Origin of the sequence: Moritella marina ATCC 15381, assembly GCF_008931805.1 — a bacterium.
In the GTDB taxonomy this organism is placed as follows: Bacteria; Pseudomonadota; Gammaproteobacteria; order Enterobacterales; family Moritellaceae; genus Moritella; species Moritella marina.
This window is the reverse complement of sequence record NZ_CP044399.1, coordinates 3,283,361-3,308,821: the sequence shown is the minus strand read 5'-3', so window position 1 is coordinate 3,308,821 and position 25,461 is coordinate 3,283,361. Positions and strand designations below refer to the sequence as shown.

General features: G+C 41.5%; 26 protein-coding genes. 10 read left to right on the top strand and 16 right to left on the bottom strand.

Going from position 1 to position 25,461, the window contains the following annotated elements:
• The first annotated feature begins 5 nt into the window (after window positions 1-5).
• Together FR932_RS14790 and ilvN are read left to right on the top strand one after the other, a co-directional pair.
• The gene (locus tag FR932_RS14790; RefSeq protein ID WP_019441679.1) at window positions 6-1,733 is read left to right on the top strand and encodes an acetolactate synthase 3 large subunit; all 1,728 of its coding nucleotides are present in this window, start codon (window positions 6-8) and stop codon (window positions 1,731-1,733) included.
• A complete protein-coding gene (gene ilvN / locus FR932_RS14785) occupies window positions 1,730-2,224 on the top strand; it encodes an acetolactate synthase small subunit (protein ID WP_019441678.1) in 495 nt (164 codons plus the stop codon). Before FR932_RS14790 ends, ilvN begins: the two co-directional genes overlap by 4 nt.
• Before the next feature lie 80 nt (window positions 2,225-2,304).
• On the opposite strand, the gene FR932_RS14780 is transcribed toward ilvN, so the two are convergent.
• Both FR932_RS14780 and FR932_RS14775 read right to left on the bottom strand, forming a co-directional pair.
• Window positions 2,305-2,655: a DUF3802 family protein gene (locus FR932_RS14780; RefSeq protein ID WP_019441677.1), complete on the bottom strand. Its 351-nt coding sequence runs from the start codon at window positions 2,653-2,655 to the stop codon at window positions 2,305-2,307.
• A gap of 246 nt (window positions 2,656-2,901) precedes the next feature.
• Window positions 2,902-3,675, bottom strand: coding sequence for an enoyl-CoA hydratase (locus FR932_RS14775; protein WP_019441676.1), 774 nt, complete (start codon window positions 3,673-3,675; stop codon window positions 2,902-2,904).
• Between the two features lie 243 nt (window positions 3,676-3,918).
• Here FR932_RS14775 and FR932_RS14770 point away from each other — a divergent pair, with 243 nt between their 5' ends.
• From FR932_RS14770 to FR932_RS14760, 3 genes are read left to right on the top strand one after another with little or no spacing between them, the layout of a single operon-like run.
• Window positions 3,919-5,715: an assimilatory sulfite reductase (NADPH) flavoprotein subunit gene (locus FR932_RS14770; protein WP_019441675.1), complete on the top strand. Its 1,797-nt coding sequence runs from the start codon at window positions 3,919-3,921 to the stop codon at window positions 5,713-5,715.
• A complete protein-coding gene (cysI, locus tag FR932_RS14765) occupies window positions 5,715-7,403 on the top strand; it encodes an assimilatory sulfite reductase (NADPH) hemoprotein subunit (RefSeq protein WP_019441674.1) in 1,689 nt (562 codons plus the stop codon). Before FR932_RS14770 ends, cysI begins: the two co-directional genes overlap by 1 nt.
• Complete coding sequence (locus FR932_RS14760; protein WP_019441673.1) at window positions 7,396-8,157, top strand: phosphoadenylyl-sulfate reductase; 762 nt, start codon at window positions 7,396-7,398, stop codon at window positions 8,155-8,157. The genes cysI and FR932_RS14760 overlap by 8 nt, the downstream gene beginning before the upstream one ends.
• 85 nt (window positions 8,158-8,242) lie before the next feature.
• Here the strand turns inward: FR932_RS14760 and FR932_RS14755 are convergent, their stop codons facing one another.
• From FR932_RS14755 to FR932_RS14745, 3 genes are all read right to left on the bottom strand, one after another.
• A complete protein-coding gene (locus FR932_RS14755) occupies window positions 8,243-8,644 on the bottom strand; it encodes a hypothetical protein (RefSeq protein WP_019628923.1) in 402 nt (133 codons plus the stop codon).
• A 98-nt stretch (window positions 8,645-8,742) separates the two neighbouring features.
• On the bottom strand, window positions 8,743-9,183 hold the full coding sequence (locus FR932_RS14750) for a hypothetical protein (protein WP_019441671.1): 441 nt from the start codon (window positions 9,181-9,183) through the stop codon (window positions 8,743-8,745).
• Window positions 9,184-9,336: 153 nt separating this feature from the next.
• Window positions 9,337-10,794, bottom strand: coding sequence for an aminoacyl-histidine dipeptidase (locus FR932_RS14745; RefSeq protein ID WP_019441670.1), 1,458 nt, complete (start codon window positions 10,792-10,794; stop codon window positions 9,337-9,339).
• A gap of 324 nt (window positions 10,795-11,118) precedes the next feature.
• On the opposite strand from FR932_RS14745, the gene gpt reads away from it, so the two are divergent.
• The 5 genes from gpt (at window position 11,119) to FR932_RS14720 (ending at window position 15,654) form a co-directional block, all read left to right on the top strand.
• Window positions 11,119-11,580, top strand: coding sequence for a xanthine phosphoribosyltransferase (gene gpt, locus FR932_RS14740; protein ID WP_019441669.1), 462 nt, complete (start codon window positions 11,119-11,121; stop codon window positions 11,578-11,580).
• Between the two features lie 241 nt (window positions 11,581-11,821).
• Entirely contained in the window at window positions 11,822-12,232 is a 411-nt protein-coding gene (crl, locus tag FR932_RS14735; protein WP_019441668.1) for a sigma factor-binding protein Crl, read from the top strand.
• A 187-nt stretch (window positions 12,233-12,419) separates the two neighbouring features.
• Window positions 12,420-13,523, top strand: a complete 1,104-nt coding sequence (gene proB, locus FR932_RS14730) for a glutamate 5-kinase (protein WP_019441667.1) — start codon at window positions 12,420-12,422, stop codon at window positions 13,521-13,523.
• A 10-nt stretch (window positions 13,524-13,533) separates the two neighbouring features.
• Window positions 13,534-14,790 carry a glutamate-5-semialdehyde dehydrogenase gene (locus FR932_RS14725; protein WP_019441666.1) on the top strand — a complete coding sequence of 419 codons (1,257 nt, stop codon included), beginning with the start codon at window positions 13,534-13,536 and terminating at the stop codon, window positions 14,788-14,790.
• 159 nt (window positions 14,791-14,949) lie between these two features.
• Window positions 14,950-15,654 (top strand): hypothetical protein, encoded by a 705-nt coding sequence (locus FR932_RS14720; protein ID WP_019441665.1) that lies wholly within the window; start codon window positions 14,950-14,952, stop codon window positions 15,652-15,654.
• A 120-nt stretch (window positions 15,655-15,774) separates the two neighbouring features.
• Here FR932_RS14720 and lipA read toward each other — a convergent pair whose 3' ends face one another.
• The 11 genes from lipA to nadD all read right to left on the bottom strand — a co-directional run bounded on the left by lipA (window position 15,775) and on the right by nadD (window position 25,453).
• On the bottom strand, window positions 15,775-16,740 hold the full coding sequence (gene lipA / locus FR932_RS14715; protein ID WP_019441664.1) for a lipoyl synthase: 966 nt from the start codon (window positions 16,738-16,740) through the stop codon (window positions 15,775-15,777).
• Entirely contained in the window at window positions 16,733-17,404 is a 672-nt protein-coding gene (gene lipB / locus FR932_RS14710) for a lipoyl(octanoyl) transferase LipB (protein ID WP_019441663.1), read from the bottom strand. Before lipB ends, lipA begins: the two co-directional genes overlap by 8 nt.
• A 68-nt stretch (window positions 17,405-17,472) precedes the next feature.
• Entirely contained in the window at window positions 17,473-17,742 is a 270-nt protein-coding gene (gene ybeD / locus FR932_RS14705; protein ID WP_019441662.1) for a DUF493 family protein YbeD, read from the bottom strand.
• A 92-nt stretch (window positions 17,743-17,834) separates the two neighbouring features.
• Window positions 17,835-19,001, bottom strand: coding sequence for a D-alanyl-D-alanine carboxypeptidase family protein (locus FR932_RS14700; protein ID WP_019441661.1), 1,167 nt, complete (start codon window positions 18,999-19,001; stop codon window positions 17,835-17,837).
• A gap of 144 nt (window positions 19,002-19,145) precedes the next feature.
• Window positions 19,146-19,937, bottom strand: a complete 792-nt coding sequence (locus FR932_RS14695; protein ID WP_019441660.1) for a septal ring lytic transglycosylase RlpA family protein — start codon at window positions 19,935-19,937, stop codon at window positions 19,146-19,148.
• Entirely contained in the window at window positions 19,927-20,922 is a 996-nt protein-coding gene (gene mltB / locus FR932_RS14690) for a lytic murein transglycosylase B (RefSeq protein WP_019441659.1), read from the bottom strand. Before mltB ends, FR932_RS14695 begins: the two co-directional genes overlap by 11 nt.
• A 9-nt stretch (window positions 20,923-20,931) precedes the next feature.
• Window positions 20,932-22,032: a rod shape-determining protein RodA gene (gene rodA, locus FR932_RS14685; protein ID WP_019441658.1), complete on the bottom strand. Its 1,101-nt coding sequence runs from the start codon at window positions 22,030-22,032 to the stop codon at window positions 20,932-20,934.
• Window positions 22,032-23,891: a penicillin-binding protein 2 gene (gene mrdA / locus FR932_RS14680; RefSeq protein ID WP_019441657.1), complete on the bottom strand. Its 1,860-nt coding sequence runs from the start codon at window positions 23,889-23,891 to the stop codon at window positions 22,032-22,034. The genes rodA and mrdA overlap by 1 nt, the downstream gene beginning before the upstream one ends.
• Window positions 23,892-23,896: 5 nt before the next feature.
• Window positions 23,897-24,367, bottom strand: a complete 471-nt coding sequence (gene rlmH / locus FR932_RS14675; protein WP_019441656.1) for a 23S rRNA (pseudouridine(1915)-N(3))-methyltransferase RlmH — start codon at window positions 24,365-24,367, stop codon at window positions 23,897-23,899.
• A 4-nt stretch (window positions 24,368-24,371) separates the two neighbouring features.
• The gene (rsfS, locus tag FR932_RS14670) at window positions 24,372-24,701 is read right to left on the bottom strand and encodes a ribosome silencing factor (protein WP_019441655.1); all 330 of its coding nucleotides are present in this window, start codon (window positions 24,699-24,701) and stop codon (window positions 24,372-24,374) included.
• Between the two features lie 101 nt (window positions 24,702-24,802).
• The gene (nadD, locus tag FR932_RS14665) at window positions 24,803-25,453 is read right to left on the bottom strand and encodes a nicotinate-nucleotide adenylyltransferase (protein ID WP_019441654.1); all 651 of its coding nucleotides are present in this window, start codon (window positions 25,451-25,453) and stop codon (window positions 24,803-24,805) included.
• Window positions 25,454-25,461 lie beyond the last annotated feature (8 nt).

Sequence of the window (25,461 nt, the reverse complement as noted above, 5' to 3'; positions counted from 1 at the left end):
TGCTTATGGAAATGTTGTCTGGTGCCGAAATGGTAATCCGCTCACTGGAAGATGAGGGTATTGAGCATATCTTCGGTTATCCTGGTGGCTCTGTTCTTGATATTTATGATGCGTTATTCGAATCAAGTCAAATTGAACATTTTTTAGTACGTCATGAGCAAGCTGCAGTACATGCTGCAGATGGTTATGCACGTTCGACAGGGAAAGTTGGTACCGTCCTCGTTACATCAGGACCAGGTGCGACAAACTGCATCACTGGTATTGCAACAGCGTATATGGATTCTATCCCGCTGGTTGTGTTATCTGGTCAGGTTCCGACATCAATGATCGGTAACGATGCATTTCAGGAAACGGACATGATGGGTGTATCTCGCCCAATCGTAAAACACAGTTTTTTATGTAAAACAGCTGCAGACATCCCTGATGCCATTAAAAAAGCGTTTTATATCGCGTCAACAGGTCGTCCTGGACCTGTGGTGATTGATTTACCAAAAGATACGCAAAATCCGTTAGCTAAATTTCCGTACCAATATCCTGAGAACGTATCAATGCGTTCATATAACCCGGTTAAATCGGGTCATAAAGGTCAAATACGTAAAGCGGTTAAAGCGATTTCAACAGCGAAGAAACCAGTACTTTATGTTGGTGGTGGCGCAGTTATCGCTAACGCTGAAGCGCAAGTATTGAAATTTGCTGAACAACTAAACCTGCCTGTAACAAATACATTGATGGGTCTGGGTATTTTCCCTGGTACACACCCACAAAATATTGGCATGTTAGGTATGCACGGTACGTTTGAAGCAAATAAAACTATGCATAATTCAGATCTTATCATTTGTTTAGGCGCTCGTTTCGACGACCGCGTAACCAATGCGATTGATAAGTTCTGTCCTGAAGCAAAAATTATTCATGTTGATATTGATCCAACATCAATTTCTAAAACGGTACACGCTGATATTCCAATTGTTGGTTCTATCGAAGTAGTTGTTGAGCAGATGCTTGAGATCATTACAGAATTAGACGTTACCGCGAATGAAGAAGAGCGTGCAGCGTGGTGGAAAGAAATTGATAGCTGGCGTACTAAGCAGTGCTTAAGTTATGAAACGGGCACATCAATTAAACCACAAGGTGCAATTGAAGCCTTGTATAAACATACCGATGGTAAAGCGATTATTGCCTCGGATGTTGGCCAGCATCAGATGTTTGGTGCCTTGTATTACCCGTATGATAAACCGCGTCAGTGGATTAACTCTGGTGGTTTAGGCACGATGGGCTTTGGTTTCCCTGCGGCAATGGGTGCTAAAATTGCGAATCCTGAAAAAGTAGTTTGTTGTATCTCGGGTGATGGTTCTATTCAAATGAATATTCAAGAGCTATCTACTTGTCTACAGTATGGTATCGCAGTGAAGATTATCACCTTGAATAACGGTGCACTAGGCATGGTTAAGCAGTGGCAGAAAATGTTCTATGATGGCCGCCATTCTCATTCTTATATGGAATCTATGCCTGATTTTGTTAAATTAGCTGAAGCTTATCATCACGTTGGTATTCAGGTGAGTAAACCTGAAGATCTTGATAAAGCCTTTGCTGAATGTTTCTCGGAAGAAAATAAACACCGTGTTGTATTCATGGACATCATTATTGATCCTGAAGAACACGTATATCCGATGCAAATCAAATATGGCGCAATGGATGATATGTACCTAAGTAAGACGGAGAAGACCACATCATGAGACGTATAATTTCAGTATTAACAGAAAATGAATCGGGTGCGTTATCACGTATCGTTGGTTTGTTCTCACAACGTGGTTATAACATTGAATCTTTGACTGTATCGACAACTGATGATGAAACACTGTCGCGTTTAACCTTGGTTACTAACGGTGATCGTGCGGTCGTCGAACAGATCATGAAGCAATTAAACAAGCTAATTGACGTATTAAAGGTGAGCGATCTTACAGAAGGTCCGCATATTGAACGTGAATTGTTACTCATTAAAGTGAAAGCAGCTGGTTTTGTACGTGCAGAAGTAAAACGTACATCGGATATTTTCCGTGGTCAAATCGTTGATATCACAGATTCTTTATATACAGTACAACTGGCGGGCGATAGTGATAAGCTTGACGCCTTTATTCAAACATTAGCATCGAGCACTGAAATTGTAGAAGTTGTTCGAAGTGGTGTTTGTGGTATTGCCCGTGGTGAACGTTGTTTAAAAGCATAATCTCGTTTTTAAACGTATAAAAAAGCCAGCTCGTGTGAGCTGGCTTTTTATTTTTTTAATTGACTATTTTTATCGAGTACTTATGCTAATTTAGCTAATTCACTATCAAATAAATTTTTCATTAAACCAACAAATTCTTCGATAAATACCATCTGTTCCTTACTCGGTGAGAAATCCCAAGCACTTGATAATACTTCTTCTAAATCACTGACAATTGCATCGATCTCTCTGATCACGATAAAACGGTGTTTTTCAGTAAGCTGCTGATGTTGGTTACACACCATCATTGTATTATTAGCGATATGTTCAGAAAAAATATCACCTATGGTGTCTGTTATAGACGCAGTTTGCTGACTATGGTTTTCAAAAATAGCTAAGTTATCCGCTAAAAAGTGGATTAGCTGAATGTAACCATCACTGTTTGTTATCATTATTTTTACCACTTCAAATATAAACATCACATGCTATTGCGTTGCAACTCGCTTAGAGGAGTTTAATCGCGTTGCAGATATAAACATGTATAAGGCTTAATTATGCGCTGAGGGCTGCGATAGGTAAAGTAGAACAGAAAACAAAGCGCTATTTTCTGTTCTACTTTACGGTATATCAATAATGTTGTCAGGCATATTTCAGTTAATCAATATCTAATAACTACAATTGAGTAGTTTTATGTGTTATTAATTAAAGCGTGAGAAATCTGGTTTACGCTTTTGCATAAAGGCACTGACGGCTTCTTTTGATTCTTCGCTGTTAAGTGCATCAGAGAAATGCTCAAGCTCAATATCAATCACTTTTTCGATTTTATTAATCAATTCAGCTTTCATTAATTTTTTGGTATTACGCAGTGATGCAGGGGCTTTTGCTGCTAATTTTAATGCACTTTTTTCGGCTATGGCGAACAGTTCATCTGCTGGCAGTACTTTATTGGCTAGGCCTATTTCCAATGCGGTTTGAGCATCAAATTTATCTGCCAGTAGCATCAATTCTGCGGCGCGTTGATGGCCTGCTAGACGGGGTAATATTAAACTTGCGGCATATTCCGGTACCGCTGCAAGATCGGTAAATGGTAGACGCAATACTGTGTTATCGGCAAGATAAACTAAATCACAATGCATCAACATTGTGGTGCCAATACCAACTGCAGGGCCTGCGGCAGCGGCGATAACAGGTTTTGTAAAGTGTAATAATGCCAACATATATTGCACTAACGGTTGGTCTTTAGAGAAATCCATCCCATTCATGAAATCAGCCATATCATTACCCGCACAGAAACAATTTTCTGAGCCGCGTAATATCACCACTCGTACTTCCGCGTTCTCATCTGCTTGCCGAAAAGCTGTCGTTAACTCGCTATAAAATGCACCGTTAAATGCATTAAGTTTATCTAAGCGATTGAGAGTTAAAGTAAGTACGCCTTGTGGATTCAATTCTGTGAGTAAATAAGTCGCCATTTTGTCATCCTGATGATGGTGTTTTGAGACCGTTATTTTGCCATGTAACACTGGTAAATTGAACTACTAATGTTAATGCTTGGTATTGCTTGTGTTAATGTTATTGGTGGTTTATTTGTTATATATACAGCTGCTCACTCGTTTGTATATAACAAAATGGAATAAAAAATCATTATTTATTCTTTGTGGTTATCCTTAACAGTCGTTAATCTTAATTTAATTCAGCACAGTGGAAGCCGTAATATGCTATTAAAGGAACTATCATCATTGACGAGTCCGTTGAGTGAGTCGCAGTTATCGACATTGCAATTGGCACTTAATGATTTGTCACCGACGCAAACTGCGTGGGTAAGTGGATATTTGGCAGGGATAAGCCAAGCATCTGGAAGTCAACTTCAGACACAAGGGGCGGCTTCCCAGCCAGCCCAACGAGTCACTATTTTGTTTGGTTCACAAACCGGTAATGCGAAAGGTGTTGCTACAGAACTTTTTGAGCAAGCACAAGCCCAAGGCATTGCTGCTCGACTTGTCAATATGGCTGATTATAAAGCCAAAGAATTGAAAGCGGAATCACACTTGCTGATTGTAGCAAGTACCAATGGTGAAGGCGAAGCACCTGATGATGCCATTACCTTCCATGAATTTTTAGCCTCTAAAAAAGCGCCTAAAGTACCAACGTTGAAATACAGTGTTTGTGCCTTAGGTGATTCAAGTTATGAGTTTTATTGTCAAACTGGTTTAGAGTTTGATGATCGTTTAGCTGCACTAGGCGCTGAAGCGGTTGTCGCACGAGCTGATTGCGATGTTGATTATGATGATGCAGTGGCAACGTGGAGCAAACTTGCGCTAGCAGCGGTTAAAGCAACGCTAAAAGATGCTACAACATCTGTAGCACCAATTGCAGCAGTAACGTCAAACCATGTTGCTAATACGTATTCTAAAAAGAACCCATTTAAAACTGAATTACTGGTGAATCAAAAAATAACTGGGCGTTTTTCAAGTAAAGACATTCGTCATGTTGAGATTGCGTTAGAAGATACAGGTATCAGTTACCAAGCCGGTGATGCGTTAGGTATTTGGTTTAAGAATGATCCAATACTGGTTGATGCTATCCTCGATCAATTAGACCTCGATGGAGCGCAAACTGTCACCGTTGCTAACGACACGCAAAGTTTACGTGATGCACTGATTAATCGTTTTGAGCTCACTCAAAGCTACCCGAGTTTCATTCAAGCATACGCTGAAATATCAGGCTCGAAGAAATTAACTAAATTACTCGACGATAAAACGGCGTTACGTAATTATTGCTATGGCCGTCAAATTTTAGATGTCATTGATGAAAAGAAAGCAAAATTAACTGCCACGCAATTGCTTGCTGGTTTACGTAAATTAACCCCACGTCTTTATTCAATTGCTTCAAGTCCTAACGAAGCGGAAGGTGAGGTGCACTTAACTGTTGCTGTTGTTGATTATCAGCAAAGTGGCGAACAACGTATTGGTGGTGCTTCAGGGTTCCTACAGCGTCTTGAAGAAGGTGCTGACGTTGAAGTGTTTGTTGAACATAATGATAACTTCCGTCTGCCGAGTAATGATAAGACGCCTGTGATCATGATTGGTCCTGGTACGGGGATCGCACCATTCCGTGCCTTTGTGCAAGAACGTGATGTACGTGAAGCAACGGGTAATAATTGGTTATTCTTTGGTAATCAACACTTTACTGATGACTTCTTGTATCAAACAGAATGGCAGGATTATTTAAAATCAGGTCTGTTAACTAAGATGGACGTGGCGTTCTCACGCGATCAAGCTGAAAAGATTTATGTGCAAGATCGCTTACGTGAAAACGCGGCTGAACTGTATGCCTGGTTAGAACAAGGCGCACATGTTTATGTGTGTGGTGATGGCGATAGAATGGCGAAAGATGTCAATGAAGCATTGATCGATATTGTAGCAGAACAAGGTAAATTAGCGCGTAGTGAAGCAGAAGAGTATGTTGCGGAACTGCGTCGAAATAAACGTTATCAGAGGGATGTTTACTGATGAGCGACATTAAATTAGCAGTTAACGAACGTATTAAAACGGAAAGTAATCTTTTACGCGGTACTATTGCTGAAGGCCTTGCAAATCAAATCACTGGCGGACTGTCAGATGATGATATGCAATTAACTAAATTCCATGGTTTCTATCAGCAAGATGATCGTGATATCCGCGCTGAACGTCAGAAACAAAAATTAGAACCACGTCATAGCTTTATGCTACGAGCGCGTGTTCCTGGTGGCATTTGTACACCACAGCAGTGGCTAGAAATAGATCGGATTGCCAGTGATTTAACTATTTATGGCAGCATTCGTTTAACGACGCGTCAAACGTTCCAGTATCACGGCATTTTGAAACCACAGGTGAAACCACTGATTCAAGCATTAGGCTCGGTTAACTTGGACTCGATTGCTGCTTGTGGTGATGTCAACCGTAATGTGATGTGTACGCCGAACCCTGTTGAGTCTGAATTACATCAAGAAGCGTATGCATGGGCTATCCGCTTAAGTGATGACTTATTACCAAATACTAATGCGTATGCAGAGTTATGGTTAGACGGTGAAAAAGTAACGAGTAATGAAGTTGAACCTATGTATGGTCCAACTTACTTACCGCGTAAATTTAAGATTGCGGTTGCCATTCCTCCACATAATGACGTTGACATTCATGCCAATGATTTAAATTTTGTCGCAGTGGGTGATAACGGTAAGTTAGCCGGCTTTAATGTATTAGTTGGTGGCGGCATGGGGACTACCCATGGTGATGTTAATACCTTTCCACGTTTAGCGGATGACTTAGGGTTTGTTAAACCTGAAGATGCGGTTGAAGTGGCGAAAGCGGTGTTAACTGTACAACGTGATTGGGGTTGCCGTACTGATCGCAAACGTGCGCGTTTGAAATATACCCTTGAAGATAACGGCGTGGATAAATTCCGCGCAGAAGTCGAATTACGTTCAGGTATTAAGTTTGAAGTGCCTAAAGCCATAGTGTTCACCACCCGTGGTGATCGTTTTGGTTGGATCAAAGGTGTGGATAATAAATGGCATTTAACGCTGTTTATTGAAAATGGCCGTATTGTTGATACCGAAACGCACCCGATTAAAACAGGTTTAGTTGAGATTGCTAAGATCCACCAAGGTGATTTTAGAATGACAGCCAACCAAAACTTAATCATTGCTGGTGTCGCAGAGCAAGATAAAGAACAAATAGAGCGTCTTGCACGTTTATATGGTTTGTATTCTGATGAGATAAGCCAGCAACGTCTAAACTCGATGGCGTGTGTGGCATTACCTACGTGTGCGTTAGCAATGGCAGAAGCAGAGCGTTATTTACCATCATTAGTGACGAAAGTGGAAGGCCTATTAACCAAGCATGCTATTCCAGATGAACATTTTGTTATGCGCATGACGGGGTGTCCCAACGGCTGTGGTCGTCCATTCTTAGCGGAAGTTGGCTTTGTTGGTAAAGGCCCTGGTAAATACAATATGTATTTGGGGGCGAAGAATAACGGCATGCGTTTAAATAAGATGTACCGTGAGAATATTGGTGAAGCTGAAATTTTATCGATTCTTGATACTCTGATTGCTGAATGGGCAAGCAATGGCTTAGCGGATGAACGCTTTGGTGATTTTGTGGTGCGCAGTGAAGTAATTCAACCTGTAATTATAGCGTCGAGAGATTTCCATGGCTAAATTGAACCTAGATGAATTATTAACGTTAGATAAAGCTAGTCAGAAAGCGGCTTTAACAGTGGTTAATGCTCAGCTAGAGGACATGACAGCGCAGCAACGTGTCGATTGGGCTGTAACAGAATTAGGTGATAAATTAGTATTGTCATCAAGTTTTGGTATCCAAGCGGCAGTTTGTTTACATTTATTAACACAGTTTAAAGCTGATATTCCGGTTATTTTGACCGATACCGGGCATTTGTTTCCTGAGACATATCAGTTTATTGATGAATTAACAGAGCAACTAAACCTTAATTTACAGATATATACCGCGCCGCAGTCTGCTGCTTGGCAGGAGTCGCGTTATGGTAAATTATGGGAACAGGGTGTCGAGGGAATTACTCAGTACAATGTGCTTAATAAAGTAGAACCAATGAAACGTGCGCTAAAAGAATTAGAAGCGCAAGTGTGGTTCTCTGGTTTACGCCGCAGTCAGTCATCAAGTCGCGAAGCATTACCGGTATTGTCTATTCAAAACGGCTGTTTTAAATTTTTGCCTATTATTGATTGGACTAACAAAGAAATTCATTATTATTTGCAAGACAACGGATTAAATTACCACCCGCTGTGGGAGCAAAATTATGTATCGGTTGGCGATGTGCATACATCTCGACCACTGCAAGTTGGCATGACGGAAGAAGAAACACGCTTCTTTGGTCTAAAGCGTGAATGTGGTTTACATGAAGAAAGTGATGAAGTGGGTGGCAGCGGTATTTAATCGTGAAACTGTCATTCAATTATTTTTAAGAGTATATCTTTAGGCAATATCTTGCTGAATAAAGCTTAGTGCTAACTTGTTAGCGCTAAGCTTTTTGCCATTCAGGAATAGCTTTATCAATCGGCGCTGCTTCTGGCGTTGCTGATTTTTGTTCTTTTTCATCTTCTGATGTTGATTTTTTGGCTTCATCTAATTCTTTTTGCAACTCTTCTACTTTTTGCTTGGTTTTATCCCAGCCAGATTCAGCTCCTTGTTTTAAGGATTCGAACCACTCATCGCTGTTATCTGCACTATTTTCTAATAGCTCATCCGTTTTACCTTTTGCGGCTTCTATCGCTTTATTCGTTGCTTCTTTGGTTTTATCCCATGCTTCTCCCATCGCGTCTTTAGAGGCATCCCATGCGTCATTCGCATTATTCGCTTGAACCGCAAATGTCGACAAGCAACTTGCTAGGCTGATTATTAAAATGGGTATTTTTTTCATCATCACTCGCTTATTCTTTAAATAGGATCGTTTTTTTTCGCTAAATTGTAACAAATATAACCGCCTAGCGTCATCCCTCAATGGGTATACAGCTGTAATAGCTATCCATGTAATAAAAGTGCAATGGCATCAATTTTATATTTGGCGATGATAACGAATAGTAAAGCGATAAAGGCGAGTAGTGATCCGCATATGCCAGCGATCCTACCTTGTAACCACGTTAACATACCGATAGCGATAATGAACAAAAATAAGGCCGCGCTAGCTGATGCGGTACCAATCGCGCGTACTTGACTTATTTTTTCTAATACCGGCATGGAAAAGGTCGTGATGGCCGCCACTTCGATGCTTAAACGCACATCGATATACAGGGCAACAACAAAGAGTAAAGATGTCAGCGTAAACATGAGCAGGGTGATGGTGCTATAGATACTCTTGTGGTGATTACGTAAAATCTGCGCGGCGATAGATAAAGAAAAACCAGCCATTAAACCACTGATAAAAGACACTTGATTGGTCTGTAGTTCGAGAATTTCATTCATAGACGATCACCATTAATGGATGTTGTAGCCTTATGTTGTCGTTATATTAGTATTTTAGCTACAAAAAAGCCAAGTATGAGACTTGGCTTTGTGACCGTTGACCGTTGACCGAGGACGTATACTTATAGCATCCTCGCTCTAGCGTGTTTTAACTTACTTCGCAGGGATCGCTTTTAGGATCGCCAGTAAGTATTTCCAGAACATGCCTACTGTTTCGATTTTCACTTTCTCGTCTGGAGAATGTGGGAAGCAAATGGTTGGGCCAAATGATGCCATGTCCATTGTCGGGTATGACGTTTTGAATAAGCCACACTCTAGGCCAGCATGGATAACCATGATTTTTGGAATTGAACCAAATTCTTTTTCATATACATCACGCATGATCTGCATCACTGGTGAGCTTGTATCTGGTTTCCAGCCTGGGTAAGCACCGCTAAATGTGACGTTGGCACCCGCAAGCTCAAATACCGATGCGATCATTTCTTGGGCATCAAGACGGCAAGAGTCAGCTAAAGAACGGATCAAACATTGAATATGCACTGCTTTGCTGCGAGATTGAATAACACCTAGGTTAGATGATGTTTCAACAACGCCTTCAATTTCATCACTCATGCGCATTACACCATTGAATACACCGTTCAGCGCAGCAATAAGGCGAGCCTGGCAATCTTGAGTCATTACCGTGTCTTCATTTGGCACAGGGAACAATGAAATTGAGAAGTCAGGTTCAGTCGCGATAAGTTCTTTTTTAATTGTTTTAGCAAAGAACTCTAAACAGGCTTTAAACTCTTCACGTTGTGCAGGCGCAACACTAATAACGGCAAACGCTTCACGTGGGATGGCGTTACGTAGTGAACCACCGTTAATCTCAACCAGACGCACACCCATATCACGGCCTGCTTCTTTTAAGAAACGAGCCAGTAATTTGTTTGCATTACCGCGACCAAGATGAATATCAACACCCGAGTGACCGCCTCTTAGACCTGAAATAGATACTTCAAATGTTTGGTGATCAGCTGGTGTGTCTTCACGTTCGATAGGGAAAGATACTGTGGTGTCGATACCGCCAGCGCAGCCCATGTAAACCTCGCCTTCGTCTTCTGAATCTGTGTTTAGCAGGATCTCACCTTCTAACCAACCTGCTTCAAGACCAAATGCGCCCGTCATGCCAGCTTCTTCATCGATAGTAACAAGTACTTCAAGTGGGCCATGTTCGATGTCGTCTGAGAAAATAACAGCAAGGCTTGCCGCTAGACCAATGCCATTATCAGCACCTAATGTTGTCCCACGGGCTGTCACCCATTCGCCGTCAACATACGCATCGATAGGGTCGGTAATAAAGTTGTGCTCGGTGTCAGAGTTTTTTTGTGGAACCATGTCCATGTGTGCTTGTAGTACGACACCTTTACGGTCTTCCATACCCGCAGTTGCAGCTTTACGCAGGATCAGGTTACCGACTTTATCTTCTTTGCATTCGATATTATGATCTTTAGCTAATTGCTGGATCCATGCCGAGACTTTCTCTTCATGCTTTGAAGGGCGTGGGTTCGCACACATTTGCTCAAAAATATTCCAGACAACTTGCGGTTCTAAATTACTTAAATTTGCCACTTGGGTAGCTCCTTAATTGGAATTAATCATTATATTTAGCATGATACAAAGGATGTTCCAGTTTATTGCTATAGTAAAGAGGAATATGCCAAATAGACTGTGTTAATCTATAGTTCTGCGATACCGTAAACAAGTTGCTGTTTTATCCTGCTCCTTAAGAGGTAATCTCCAGCTAATAACTTGTCCTCCGGGTCAAGTGCTGGTATCTTTACAGGTTACAAATTGAGTGTGCAAAGGGATCTTTTTTGTGCATAAACCCGTCGTTGATGATTTTATATTGCTACACATTGGCGCATTCGCTAAGTGTATATAGAGGTTGGTTAAATGATTGATAAATTTATAGTATCTTGGGATGATTTACAGCGCGATACGCGTAAACTTGCTCGTAAGCTGCTTCCTGCATCACAGTGGAAAGGCATTATTGCGGTTAGCCGTGGTGGTTTAGTACCTTCAGCTATTCTTGCACGTGAATTAGAATTACGTCATGTTGATACTGTATGTATTTCAAGCTACGACCACGATCATCAGCGTGATATGACAGTGTTAAAATCAGCTCCGGGCGACGGCGAAGGTTTTATTATTATTGATGACTTAGTTGATAGCGGTGAAACGGCGAAGAAAATTCGCAGCATGTACCCGAAAGCTAAATTTGTAACGGTTTATGCTAAGCCACTTGGTGAGCATTTAGTTGACGATTTTGTTACTCGTATCAGTCAAGATACTTGGATCGAACTACCTTGGGATATGGCTATTGAATTCGTAGAGCCAATCTGTAAGCAAGGCTAATTAAATTGACGAGAATGTAGGTCAGCCTGTATTCTCGTTACTAAACAGTGTTGTAAATAGCAACGCTGTATTTACTTGGTTATTTATTCTGTTTTGTCGCTATTATTTAGCCTTATAATTTGCTCCTGCCTTATTGTTCACTATACTTATTAGTTATCCTCCCACATCTATAGTTAATTATTTATAACGCTTAGCTCATCACGTCTCGCTTATCACGAACAACTAATGAGAGATAATCATTATGGTAATACCGACTGACCCAAATTTAATTTATTTTCGTAAACGTATTCGTATTTTAAATGCACTCGGCCCTTATTTGAGAGAAAATAATTGCCAACCTACGGCATTTTTCTTTGATTGCTTTAGTGTCTGTATTGATGCGAATGCAGAGCCTGACGAACGCCAGTTTTATGGTTGGTGGTTAGAGATGAAGTTAGTGGAGCATACCTTTGAATACCACTATCAGTTTGGTACTTATAATAAAGCCGGTGAGTGGATCGTTACGTCAATCCCTAAAGCATGCCAGCAAGAAGTGACACAATCGCTTAATGCTTTTTACGAAAAATTATCTGTGTGTTTGACAGAGCAATTGCACTTTAACCTTAAACCATCCTCTATCTTAGCTAAGACGTTAATCTTGTCTGCAGCGTAGCATCCTCATTATGTTGTTATTTTCATCAATTCTACCTGATCCTGTGGTTTACGAATAAATGCTACGTGTGATCTGATAAAAGTACAGTGTTTCGCTGTACTTTCCCCGCCTATCAAGCTTTCCGCTATTGTATAAAAGTGTTTCTCAGGTCAAAATACTGGTTAAGTTAGTAACGAGAATGAGTTAAATGGCTAAGAAAACCATCGTGGTGAAGTTAGGAACCAGTGTATTGACCAGCGGCACGTCTAAAATAGACCGTGCGCATATGGTTGAATTGGTTCGTCAGTGTGCAGAGTTGTACAAACAAGGGCATGACATTATTGTCGTCACATCTGGTGCGATCGCTGCTGGGCGTGAGCATTTAGGCGCCCCTGAATTAGCCCCCACCATGGCGAATAAGCAGATGTTGGCCGCTATTGGTCAGAGTCAGCTTATTTTTATTTGGCAAAGCCTGTTTAATATCTATGGTTTGAATGTCGGCCAAATGTTGTTGACACGTGCTGATCTTGATGATCGTGAACGATTTTTAAATGCGCGCGATACGATGCGCGCATTGTTAGATAACCGTATTGTGCCGATCATTAATGAAAATGATGCCGTTGCGACAGCTGAAATTAAAGTCGGGGACAATGATAACTTATCCGCATTAGCCGCTATTTTAGCGAATGCTGATACGCTTATGTTGCTTACCGATCAAGCGGGCCTGTTTACCGCCGATCCGCGCAGTAACCCAGACGCGAAGCTCATTGAAGTTGTGGATGTGATTGATGACGAATTACGTCAATTAGCCGGTGGTACTGTCGGAGGCTTAGGCACTGGCGGTATGGCGACCAAATTACAAGCGGCTGAAATTGCATGCCGTTCTGGTATTGATGTTGTTATTGCGGCGGGTGTTGCTGAAGATGTGGTATTGCGTGTTGCCGAAGGCAAGCGTGTTGGTACTTTATTTCCTTCACATATAACGCCGCTGGAAAGCCGTAAGCAGTGGATCCTTGCTGGGCCGCCACCATCAGGTGTTATTGTGATTGATGACGGTGCTGTGAATGCAGTTCGTCAAAAAGGCAGTAGCTTACTACCGAAAGGTATTACCGAAGTGATCGCGACGTTTAAACGTGGCGATATCGTGCAAGTACAGACATTACAAGGCAAGTTCCTAGGGCGCGGAATTTGTCGCTATACCAGTGACGAACTGACTATCATAGCAGGTTGCCACTCGTGTGATATTGAAAGTAAATTAGGTTATGGCTACGGTGCAGTAGCTATTCATCGCGATGATTTAGTTTTATTTTAAGGAAGATACCGTGTTACAAGAATTAGGAAAAAAAGCCAAAGCTGCGAGTTATGAATTAGCAACGCTAACAACGGCAGCAAAGAATAATGCATTAGAATGTATTGCTTGTGAACTTGAGCATCGCCAAGGCGATATTTTAGTCGCCAATGCGAAAGATATCGATGCGGGTAAAGAAAATGGTTTAACGGATGCGTTACTTGATCGTCTATTATTAACAGATGCAAGACTTGCAGCCATTATTGCGGATGTACGTAGTGTGATCGCGTTACCTGATCCGGTTGGCGCAGAGTCAGAAGGCAAAGTATTAGAAAATGGCCTGCGTTTATCAAAACGTCGTATTCCGTTAGGTGTGATGGGCGTAATTTATGAAGCGCGTCCAAATGTTACGATTGATATTGCTGCATTAAGTTTAAAAACAGGTAATGCGGCTATCTTACGTGGCGGTAAAGAAACCGTGCATTCAAATGTTGTGCTAGTTGATGTCATTCAAGCTGCACTAGAAAAAGCACAATTACCAAAAGATGCAATTCAGGTCATTGCAGATCCAAACCGTGAATTGGTGACGGCATTATTGAAAATGGATAAGTATGTCGACATGATCATCCCACGCGGTGGTCCAGGTTTACACCGTCTATGCCAAGAGCAAAGCACTATTCCGGTGATCACGGGTGGCATGGGAATTTGCCATGCGTTTGTTGATGCGTCTGCTAATGTTGAAGATGCATTGGCGATCATTGAAAATGCCAAGGTACAACGCCCTTCTGCTTGTAATGCATTAGACACGGTATTAGTGCATAAAACTATTGCTGATACATTCTTGCCGTTACTTGCTGAACGCTTAGCACAAAATAATGTGGAATTACGTGCTGAACCAAAAGCACATATTGCTTTATCAAACGTGAATGCCAAAAACCTGCACGTAGCGACAGCGGACTGTTTTGATCAAGAATGGCTAGCGTTGGTTTTAGGCGTTAAAGTTGTGAGTGATGTTGAAGAAGCTATTGTCCATATTCGTGAGCATTCGACAGAGCACTCAGATGCGATCTTAACGGATAACCTGACTAATGCGACACGTTTCTTAAATGCGGTTAACTCAGCGGCTGTTTACGTTAATGCAAGTACGCGATTTACTGATGGTAGCCAGTTCGGTTTAGGTGCTGAAGTCGCGGTGTCAACGCAAAAGTTACATGCTCGTGGTCCGATGGGGTTAGAAGAGTTAACAACTTATAAATGGATTGCAATTGGTGATGGTTTAATTCGTCCATAAACTTGTTCGTACTCATTTAACTTGCCTTATTAAAAATGGCCTTGTTAATTTGACTAAATGTTAAGGCAGTCCTGTTATAGGTGACTGCCTTTTTTATATTCGCTATATTTAACTTAGCGCAATTCAACTTATCTCAACTTAGCTAAAGTAGGAAGACAAATGACTCAACAAGATGAACATAAAGCAGCGACACGATTTAATGCATCGACGGTATTAGCTGCTGCTTTGATCGCTGCTAGTTTAAGTTACTTTTCTTACGCAGTGCTGAATTTGACCAAAGAAGTAAGCGAAGTGCGTAAGGCGCTTCCAGATATATTGCAGGAAATTGATGATATTGCGGTGCAAATCCCGGCAATAGTCACACAAATCGAATTAATCAATGAGCAAAATATTCCCGATATACTTACGGAAGTGGCGGCGGTACGTGATAGCGTTGGCGTTAGTGTACCTGCAATTTTAGCTGAAACAGAAGCTATCCGTGTGGCGATACCCGCTATGTTGTCAGAGGTCGCTGCTGTACGCGCTGAACTACCAGCAGTATTGAAGCGAGTGGATGCGGTTAATAAACAAATCCCCAGCATCTTAACGCGTGTTGATGAGATCAATAAGCGTGTTGATGATATTAACCAATTAGTGCCACCAGTTTTAACCCAAATTGAAAAAGTCCGTGTTGATATACCGCCGACATTAACCCGTGTTGAAACTTTGGTTAAAGAGAGTGATAAGATCGGTGAAAATGCATCTAAGGGGGCAACGAAAGGGGCTATTAAAGGGGTGTTTGAAATTCCAGTTGATGCGACAAAACGTTTATTTACAGCGCCAAGTACTTATTTTGAGAAAGAAGCTGCTAAATCACCAGAGTAATAGCTAAAGTAAAGAACAGAGTGCGTAAGAGAGTTGTGGAAGTAAGCTGAGGCTAAATGGATTAAAGCTAACAGCGGACCCAACGGATCGTGTTAGCTTTAATTCAACACAAGTTAAGAGTTAAGAAACTTCTTTGCCTTGTGCTTGTAAATCGGCATGGTATGAAGAGCGTACGAAGGGACCGCAAGCTGCATGCTCAAAACCAACTTCTTTAGCTAGTTCGCCTAGCGCATCAAAGTCATCAGGGTGCACGTAACGTTTCACTGGTAAGTGATGACGGCTAGGTTGTAAATATTGACCTAATGTCAGCATAGTTACACCGTGCTCAGCAAGATCTTTAATCACTTCAGCAATTTCTTCATTCGTTTCACCTAAGCCCATCATGAGACCTGACTTAGTTGGTACGCTTGGGTGCATTTCTTTAAAGCGTTTTAATAAACGTAAAGACCACTGGTAATCAGAACCTGGACGCGCCATTTTGTAATGTTGCGGTGCTGTTTCTAGATTGTGGTTAAATACATCTGGTGGTGTATCTTTAAAGATTTCTAATGCTTTATCCATACGGCCTTTGAAATCTGGTACCAAAATTTCGATTTTTATTTCCGGGTTTAATAAGCGAATCTCGCGGATGCAATCAGCAAAATGCTGTGCGCCACCATCACGTAAATCATCACGATCTACAGATGTGATCACCACATATTTAAGCTTCATTTTAGCAATTGTTTGCGCTAATTTAAGCGGTTCTTCTTGCACTAGTGGTAATGGTTTACCATGGGCAACATCACAGAATGGGCAACGACGAGTACAAATTGCACCCATGATCATAAAGGTTGCAGTACCGTGGTTAAAGCACTCAGATAAATTAGGGCATGATGCTTCTTCACAAACTGAATGCAGGTTGTTTTCGCGCATCACATTCTTAATTTCTTGGATGCGAGCAGAGCTTTTCGGTAGACGGATTTTCATCCACGATGGCTTACGCAGGATCTCATCATTCTCAGTAGCAATAATTTTTACTGGAATTTTAGCCATTTTATCTGCGTCGCGAAGTTTAACGCCTGGCTCTAATCGAACGGTTTTACTCATGCTCTGTTAATCCATCTTTGAAAGTTAATTGGGTGTATTCTAGCAGGGAACATAGGTGTTCGACTAGCTTAGGTTGAACTTCTTCTAAGCTGGTAGCACCACCAAGATCACTGGTTTGGGTCATTTCTAAGCCCGCATAACCGCAAGGGTTAATACGCAGAAAAGGTGATAAGTCCATGTTTACATTCAAAGCTAAACCATGGAATGAGCACCCTTTTCTGATTTTTAAGCCGAGAGAGGCAACTTTTTTGTCTGCGACATAAACACCGGGTGCATCTGCTCGAGGGTATGCTTCAACACCTGATTCAGCTAATGTAGCTACAATACCATTCTCGATGTGTGTTACAAGCGCACGAACGCCTAGCTTTCGACGTCTAATATCAAGTAAAAAGTACACGACTTGCTGACCAGGTCCGTGGTAGGTCACTTGACCACCACGATCGGCTTGTACCACTGGTATATCACCTGTGGCAAGCATATGTTCAGCTTTACCTGCTTGGCCTTGAGTAAATACTGGATCGTGCTCAACTAACCAAAGCTCATCTTTCGTATTTTCGTCTCTGTTTTCAGTAAACGCTTTCATCGCGTCAAATATAGTGCTGTAAGGCTGGCGATTAAGCTGACGAATTATAATGCTATGTTCTGACAAAGTATGTTCTTCCATCTGATTAACAGCAATGCAAAAAATCTAATTAGAAATTCTACTTAGATTTTTTATATTAGTATTATTTATTATAAAACGCGGACCACACCTGGGATCGCACCAAAAGCGATATATAAGCTTTCAACTTGCTTGTTATCTTGTACTTTAACTTTGATAGTAACAGAGTTGTAAGTACCTTTGCTGCTCACTTTTGAGGTAGGGGCATAGTTACCCACAACATGCTTTTGAGCAACTGCAACAATGTTATCTTCAAGTTTAGGATCGTTATTACCGATAACTTTAAAGTTAAATAGACAAGGGAAATCAAGTAGTTCGTCGAATTTTGTATTTAAAGACATTAGTTTTCTCGTACCTTAAAAATAATGGCAAAGGAGGCAATTGCCTCCTTTGTATTGGTCATTATAATCGGGTAACGGTGTCAGGGAAAGGATTAACCAAACCAACCGGTAAATAATAATTTGAAATAATCAATTAATCTGCTAAACCAGCTACCTAATTCAATGTCTTCTAAGGCGATTAAATCAGCTTGAGCTATCTCTTCATCGTTCAATACGTAGAACACTTTACCCACAACTTCACCTTGCACAATTGGTGCGCTTAGTTCTTGTTGGATTTCAAACGTCGCGGTTAGATTTTTTGCTTGGCCGCGAGGCACTGTTAGGGTTAATTTGTTTGCTAGGCCAAGTTGAACTTGCTCTTGCTCACCCATCCACACTCGTTCTTCTACAATACTTGAATTTGCTTCATGCAACGTCACTGTTTCAAAAAAGCGGAAACCGAAGTTAAGTAATTTTTTGCTTTCAGCTTTGCGAGCATCGCCGCTTTTAGTACCGAGTACCACAGCAACTAGACGCATGTTGTCTTTGGTTGCAGAAGAGACTAAGTTAAAACCTGCGCCTGAAGTATGGCCGGTTTTAATGCCGTCTACGTTCATGCTTTTATCCCATAACAAACCATTACGGTTGTATTGGGTAATACCGTTGTAGGTAAATTTCTTTTGTGAATAAATGCGGTATTCTTCAGGTACATCACGAATGAGCGCAGCTCCGAGTGTCGCCATATCACGCGCAGTGGTGTATTGCTCTTTGCTATCTAAACCGTGGCTATTAGCAAAATGCGTTGCATCCATACCGAGCTGTTTGCTCCATGAATTCATTAACTGAGCAAAGGCGCTTTCTGTACCTGCGATGTGTTCAGCCATTGCTACGCAAGCATCATTACCTGATTGGACAATAATACCTTGGTTCAACTTTTCGACTGTGATCGTTTTACCCACTTCGATGAACATTTTTGATGAGTCAGGGAAGTTTTTAGCCCAGGCATTTTTACTGATAGTGACTTGATCTTCTAGGTTAATATTACCGGCCTTAATTTCTTGACCAATAACATAACTGGTCATCATTTTTGTTAGGCTAGCTGGCTTTAATGAATCATCAGCATTTTTCTCTGCGATAACTTTGCCTGAATCAAAATCAATTAATATGAATGCTTTTGCTGCAACGACAGGGGTATCTGGGATCACGCTCGGTGCTGCACTTAATGAGAAACTCGCCATTACTAGGCTCGTTAGGATAAGTTTTTTAAATTGATTGGTCACGTTTCACTTCGCTATAATTAAAGTTGTGATTGAGTTATTAATAACTTAAATAAATAAACTTGATTAAATGGGTTTTAATCAAGTTTATTCGGCAATAGCAGCTAGTTTATCAACTAGCTGAATGGTTGTCTTACTATTTAAAGTTTATTTATTAGATACGGTTTTGCTGGAAAGTTCCTTCAAAACATAAGCGTTTGTATACTTTTTTTGTACTGTCGCTAATAAATTCTGTGCTTGCTCTGATTCTGAGAACGGCCCAAGTTGTACTCGGTGGAACTTACCACTGATAACTAAGCGATTTTCAGTGTTGTATTTAGTACCTAAAGTGTCAGCTATGTTTTGTGCTTTAGCTTCGTTACTCGATGCTAAAACCTGAATGAACCACTGCGGTGTCGGGGTAAATAAACTGCTATTATCAGCAGTTGGAATGATTAACTCAACACGTACATTCGCGGTGCCTGCTTGTAACATATCGAGTTTATAAGCAGCCGCATAAGAGAGATCGATAATACGATCTGGGTGGAACGGTCCCCGATCGTTTACGCGTACCACGACAGTTTTATCATTACCTAGGTTGGTGACTTTCACAAAGCTTGGTAGTGGTAAATTCTTATGTGCTGCTGACATTGAAAACATATCATAGACTTCACCGTTAGAGGTATCGTGACCATGAAATTTATTCCCATACCAAGAGGCTTTACCTTCTTGGGTTAAGGTTTTAATGTCTCGCCATACTTCATAGTCGATACCACGCACCTGATAATCGCGATTGGCATAGCGGCTATAGGTTTGCGGCGTCGGAACTGCATCAGCAATGTCATCAAGCTGAGGAATGTTCTCTGGCGCGTGATCATCACTGTATTGATAACGCGAAGAAGAACAGGCGGCCAAGAGGCCGCAGATACAAAGTAAGGTTAATCGTTGTTTATTGCGCATGTTTAGCTTGTTTAATTCGTTCGCTCAACTGGAATACAGCCATCGCGTATAATGGGCTATGATTATAGCGGGTGATCGTGTAGAAGTTATTTAGATAAACCCAATATTCATCACTATCCGTTTGCTCTAGCTTAAGTAGTTTTACTGGACTTGAGTCTTCAATACTAATAGCTGGTACGCGATCATCTGATTCTTTCAATATCACGCCCGCAGCCGTTAGGTCTGACCATGTGTGCTTGATTCTCAATGATGAATTAAGTAGGCTTTGGACTTTGTCACTGTCAACTTGCACTGGGTAAGCGACAGAGCCACCCGTTTGCCATTTATGCTCGCTAAAATAGTTAGCAATACTACCTATCGCGTCAACAGGATCATTAATCATATCTACTTTGCCGTCACCAGAGAAATCCACACCGTAATGGCTGTAGCTTGATGAGATAAATTGACCTAAGCCCATTGCGCCAGCGTAGGAGCCTTTGGTTTCTGTTAGTTTCCAACCTTGTTGTTTACTTAATTTGATATATTCAGCAAACTCTTGGCGGAAAAACTTACCGCGAGACGGATAATTAAAGCCAAGCGTATATAAAGAATCTAATACAGACAAATTACCTTTGTATTTACCGTAATAGGTTTCAACACCCATGATCGCCACGATCATTTGCGCTGGTACACCGTATTCTTTTTCGGCCTTCGCGAAAGTATCTTCGTGTTCTTGCCAATATTTGACACCCTGATTAATGCGGCTATCGGTAATAAAAATTGGCGCGTATTTATACCAAGGTTTCTTTTCCCAGGGGGTTTGGATCTTAGTTAATACAGTTTCATCAAATTTTGCTTGGCCGATAGCATCGGTAAGTACTTGTTCTGATATATCATATTTAGTACTTAACTCTTCAACCCAGGTTTTGTGCTCAGTACTTAACTCAGCACTATTAGCTTGAAACGCTGCTAAACCTAGCAGAAATAAACCTTTTTTACTTAGCATCTGGATTCCTCAACTTAAGCGACGATGTGTTCTTACAGACATTAGAATGCCAAATCCTGCCATCAATGTCACCATCGAAGTGCCACCATAGCTAATTAAAGGTAGCGGTACGCCCACGACCGGTAATAATCCACTGACCATACCAATATTAACGAACAAATAAATGAAGAATGTCAGGGTAATACTGCCCGCAATCAGGCGTTCAAAGATGCGCTGCCCCTGCAATGCGATAAATAAGCCACGGCAGATCACAAAGAGATACAATGACAGTAATAAAATAACCCCAAATAAACCAAATTCTTCACTGAATACGGCAAAAATAAAATCGGTATGACGTTCGGGTAAAAAATCGAGTTGTGACTGAGTACCGGATAACCAACCTTTACCCCAGAAACCGCCAGAACCGATGGCAATTTTAGATTGGATAATATGATAACCAGACCCTAATGGATCTGTTTCTGGATTGAGAAAGGTTAATACGCGTTGTTTTTGGTAAGGATGCATTAAAAAGAACCATAACACAGGTGCAAATCCTGACACGATACCCAGTGCAATCATCACTAAGCGCCATGACATACCGGCCAAGAAAATCACAAATATTCCTGATGTAGCGACAAGTAATGAAGTACCAAGATCGGGTTGTTTAGCAATTAACAGAGTAGGGATAAGTACCATGATTAAGGCGGTGATAATGGTTCGAAAGCTCGGTGGTATGGGTTGGTTACTCATGTAGCGAGCGACGGCTAATGGCATTACTACTTTCATTATTTCAGATGGTTGGAACTTGGTAAAGCCGAGATCAATCCAACGCTGCGCCCCTTTACCAACGTGGCCAAAGAGTAATACTGCAATCAATAAAATGGTACCAATGATAAAGATCGGGAATGCCCAGCGTCGATAGGTTGATGGTGAGATTTGTGCTAATGCAATCATTACCACCAACGCAAGTATCATACGAATGATTTGCCTTTCCATTAATGCGACATCAGCGCCACCGGCACTGTAAAGCACGACAAGGCTCACGCCCATCAAACTTAATAAACCAAATAATAATGGGAAATCGATATGTAACTTATACCAAATACTTTGATTATGACGACGATCTGGCATTAATTTTCCTTTTTATTGTCAAAGTAGACATCAAATAAACGGCGTGCTGATGGTGCGGCTTGTGAGCTACCACCACCGGCATTTTCAAGAATGATAGTGGCAGAAATTTCTGGTTCTTCAAACGGCGCATAAGCCACAAACATGGCGTTATCACGTAAGCGTTCACGGATCTTACTTGCGTCGTATTTTTCTTCACCAAGTTGGTATAGCTGTGCTGTACCTGATTTGCCTGCGGCGCTATAAGATGCGTTAGCAAAAGCGCGGCGTGCAGTACCGTTACTTTTTGTTACTACGCCGTGCATGCCATCTTTAGCAACTTGCCAGTTTGCTGGCTCTTTTAATTTTAGCGGCGGTAATTCAACGACAGGTTCATAGACATCGCCATTGGTGTACTTAATATCTCTGATTAATTGCGGCACGGGACGTAATCCGCGACTGGCGACAATTGCGGTAGCTTTAGCTAGTTGGATTGGGGTTGAAGACCAATAACCTTGCCCGATACCAACCGAAATAGTATCACCTTGATACCAAGGTTCGTTGTAACGTGCACGTTTCCAATCCCGTGATGGCATGATGGCATTCGTTTCTTCTTTGACATCAATACCGGTGTATTTACCAAAACCAAATTCGGTCATGAAGCTATGCATTTTATCAATACCGACATTATAAGCTAGGTTATAAAAGAAGGTATCCGAGGATTGCTCGATGGCCGTATAGACATTAATTTTACCGTGTCCCCAACGTTTCCAATCTCGGAATCGACGTTTGGTATTCGGGATCTGGAACCAACCACGATCGTTAATAATAGTGCTGGGGGTGATGGCACCATCTTCTAAGCCTAAAATAGCCAATTGTGGTTTAACTGTTGATGCAGGCGGATAACGGCCTTGTGTCGCACGGTTAATTAAAGGGCGATCTTTGGATTGTAATAAACGATTGTAATTTTTGCTGCTTATGCCATGAACAAATAAGTTTGGATCATAGCTCGGGCTGGAAATCATCGCCAATATTTCACCTGTTTTAGGCGCGAGTAAGACGATCGCGCCACGACGACCCGCTAGCTCTTTTTGGGCTTTAAGTTGTAAGCGTATATCAATATTAAGATATAAGTCATTACCGGGTACGGGTGGTGTTATTTTTAGTGTGCGTACAATCTTACCGCGATTGTTGACTTCGACTTCTTTAAAGCCAGGCTCACCATGGAGCATTTTTTCGTAATAACGCTCGATGCCTTGCTTGCCAATGTCATGCGTAGCTGCATAGATTGCACGTGAGCCATTAAGCTCTAAGCGTTTAAGGTCATTACTATTAATTCTTGCTACGTAACCAAGTGCATGCGTAAGCGCATCACCAAATGGGTAATAACGTTTGAGTCGGGCGTTAACTGAAATGCCGGGGTATTTATGTTGCTGTACTGAAAATAATGCAACTTGAGATTCAGATAAATTGGTTAATATTGAGACTAATTTAAAGCGACGTTGGCGTTTTAAGCGCGTGCGAAAGTCTTCAATATTATCTTCAGTTAAATTTAGTAAGGTGGTTAGTGAGACTATCGTGGCGTCGATATCGGTGATTTTATTCGGCACCATATCTAAACTGTAGACCGGTTTATTTTCAGCTAAGAGTATGCCGTTACGATCGTAAATCAGTCCTCGGTTAGGCGGAAGTGGTACTAATTTGACGCGATTTTCGTTAGATCGGGTTTTATAAGCTTGATATGAATCGACTTGTAAGTAATAAAGATTACTTAATAATAAGCCAAGTACGCAAAGGACAAAAATAAATGAGACCACGATACGGCTGCTAAATAGTGCTGTTTCCGCAGAATGGTCTCGTAAGGCTATACGCTTCCTTGCCACCAATATTACTCTCTATGATAAGGATGGTTTGTTGTTACGCTCCAAGCGCGATATAACGCCTCGGCCACAACTACTCGTACCATCGGATGTGGTAAGGTTAGCGGTGACAATGACCAGCGTTGTTCTGATGCCGCGATGCATTCTGGTGCAAGTCCTTCTGGGCCGCCAATTAACAGGCTAACGTCACGACCATCATGCTTCCACTTATCTAGTTCAACGGCTAGTTGTTCAGTAGTCCAAGGTTTACCGGTAACCTCCAGAGTCACGATGCGATTACCCTTCGGTATCGCTTGCATCGTTTTTACACCTTCTTGTTCTAGGATCCGCTTGATGTCGGCGTTTTTACCACGCTTACCAGCATTGATCTCAAGTAATTCGAAAGGCATATCTTTAGGGAATCGACGTGTATATTCCTTATAACCCGTTTCTACCCATGCAGGCATTTTAGTGCCGACAGCAACTAGCTGAATCTTCATTTGACTATGCCCCTACAGACTGCCAAAGTTGCTCTAATTGGTAAAGATCACGCGTTTGTTGTTGCATGATGTGTACAACTACATCACCCATATCAACTAAAACCCATTCACTATCTTCCATACCTTCAATGCCCATCACGAATACTTCGTGACTTTTAGCTTCAAGGTAAAGATGGTTAGAAATTGATTTAACGTGAGTTTTAGATGTGCCAGTACATACGATCATTAGATCTGTCACTGGTGATTTACCTTTAACATCAAGAACTTGGATGTCGCGGGCTTTCATGTCTTCAATTTTGTCTAGTACAAATGCTTGCAGTTCAGAAGTTTGCAAGGGTCCTCCAGAGGAACTTTATCGAGTTAACCGCGAATTATAACAGTGTATAATGGCTAAATATATACCTAGCTTGTTTCTGCGCTATTATCTCTTGTGGTTTACTTATACAAGTTATGTTTATGTATATAAGACAACACATTATCAGGCAGTAAATATTGCGGATTTTGCTGGTGTTCAATCAACTGCCTTATCCGTGTCGCCGATATTTCTAACTGCGTACTTGGCCAAAGCAATATACGCCCCTGTTTTTGTTGCTGTAAATCTTCGACATCAGTTGTTTGCACTTGTTCAAATATTTTTCTTACTTCAGGCGCTAAGGTTAATTCATAGTTTGGGCGATAACTCACGACGAGGTGACAATAGCTGAGTAACTCTTGCCAGCGGTGCCATCTATGTAAGCTATTGAGTGAGTCAAGGCCGATTAAAAAACACACGGGTGTGTGTGGGTTTTCTGCGGCAAGCTCTATCAAGGTGTCGATGGTATAAGAAGGTGTTGTACGATTTAACTCTCGAGTATCGACATTTAATTCATTGCACTGGGATACGGCAAGTTGTGCCATGGCTAAACGGTGTGCAGAGCTTGACCCCGGTGTCGCGCGGTGTGGTGGGATATGATTCGGCATCAACCTCACTTCAGCTAAATTTAATTGCTGCAATAAGTCTAAGCAAGGGCGTAGATGACCATAATGGATCGGATCAAATGTGCCGCCTAAAATACCGATGGCACGTGCGGGGATGAAATCAGTCATAACTAACC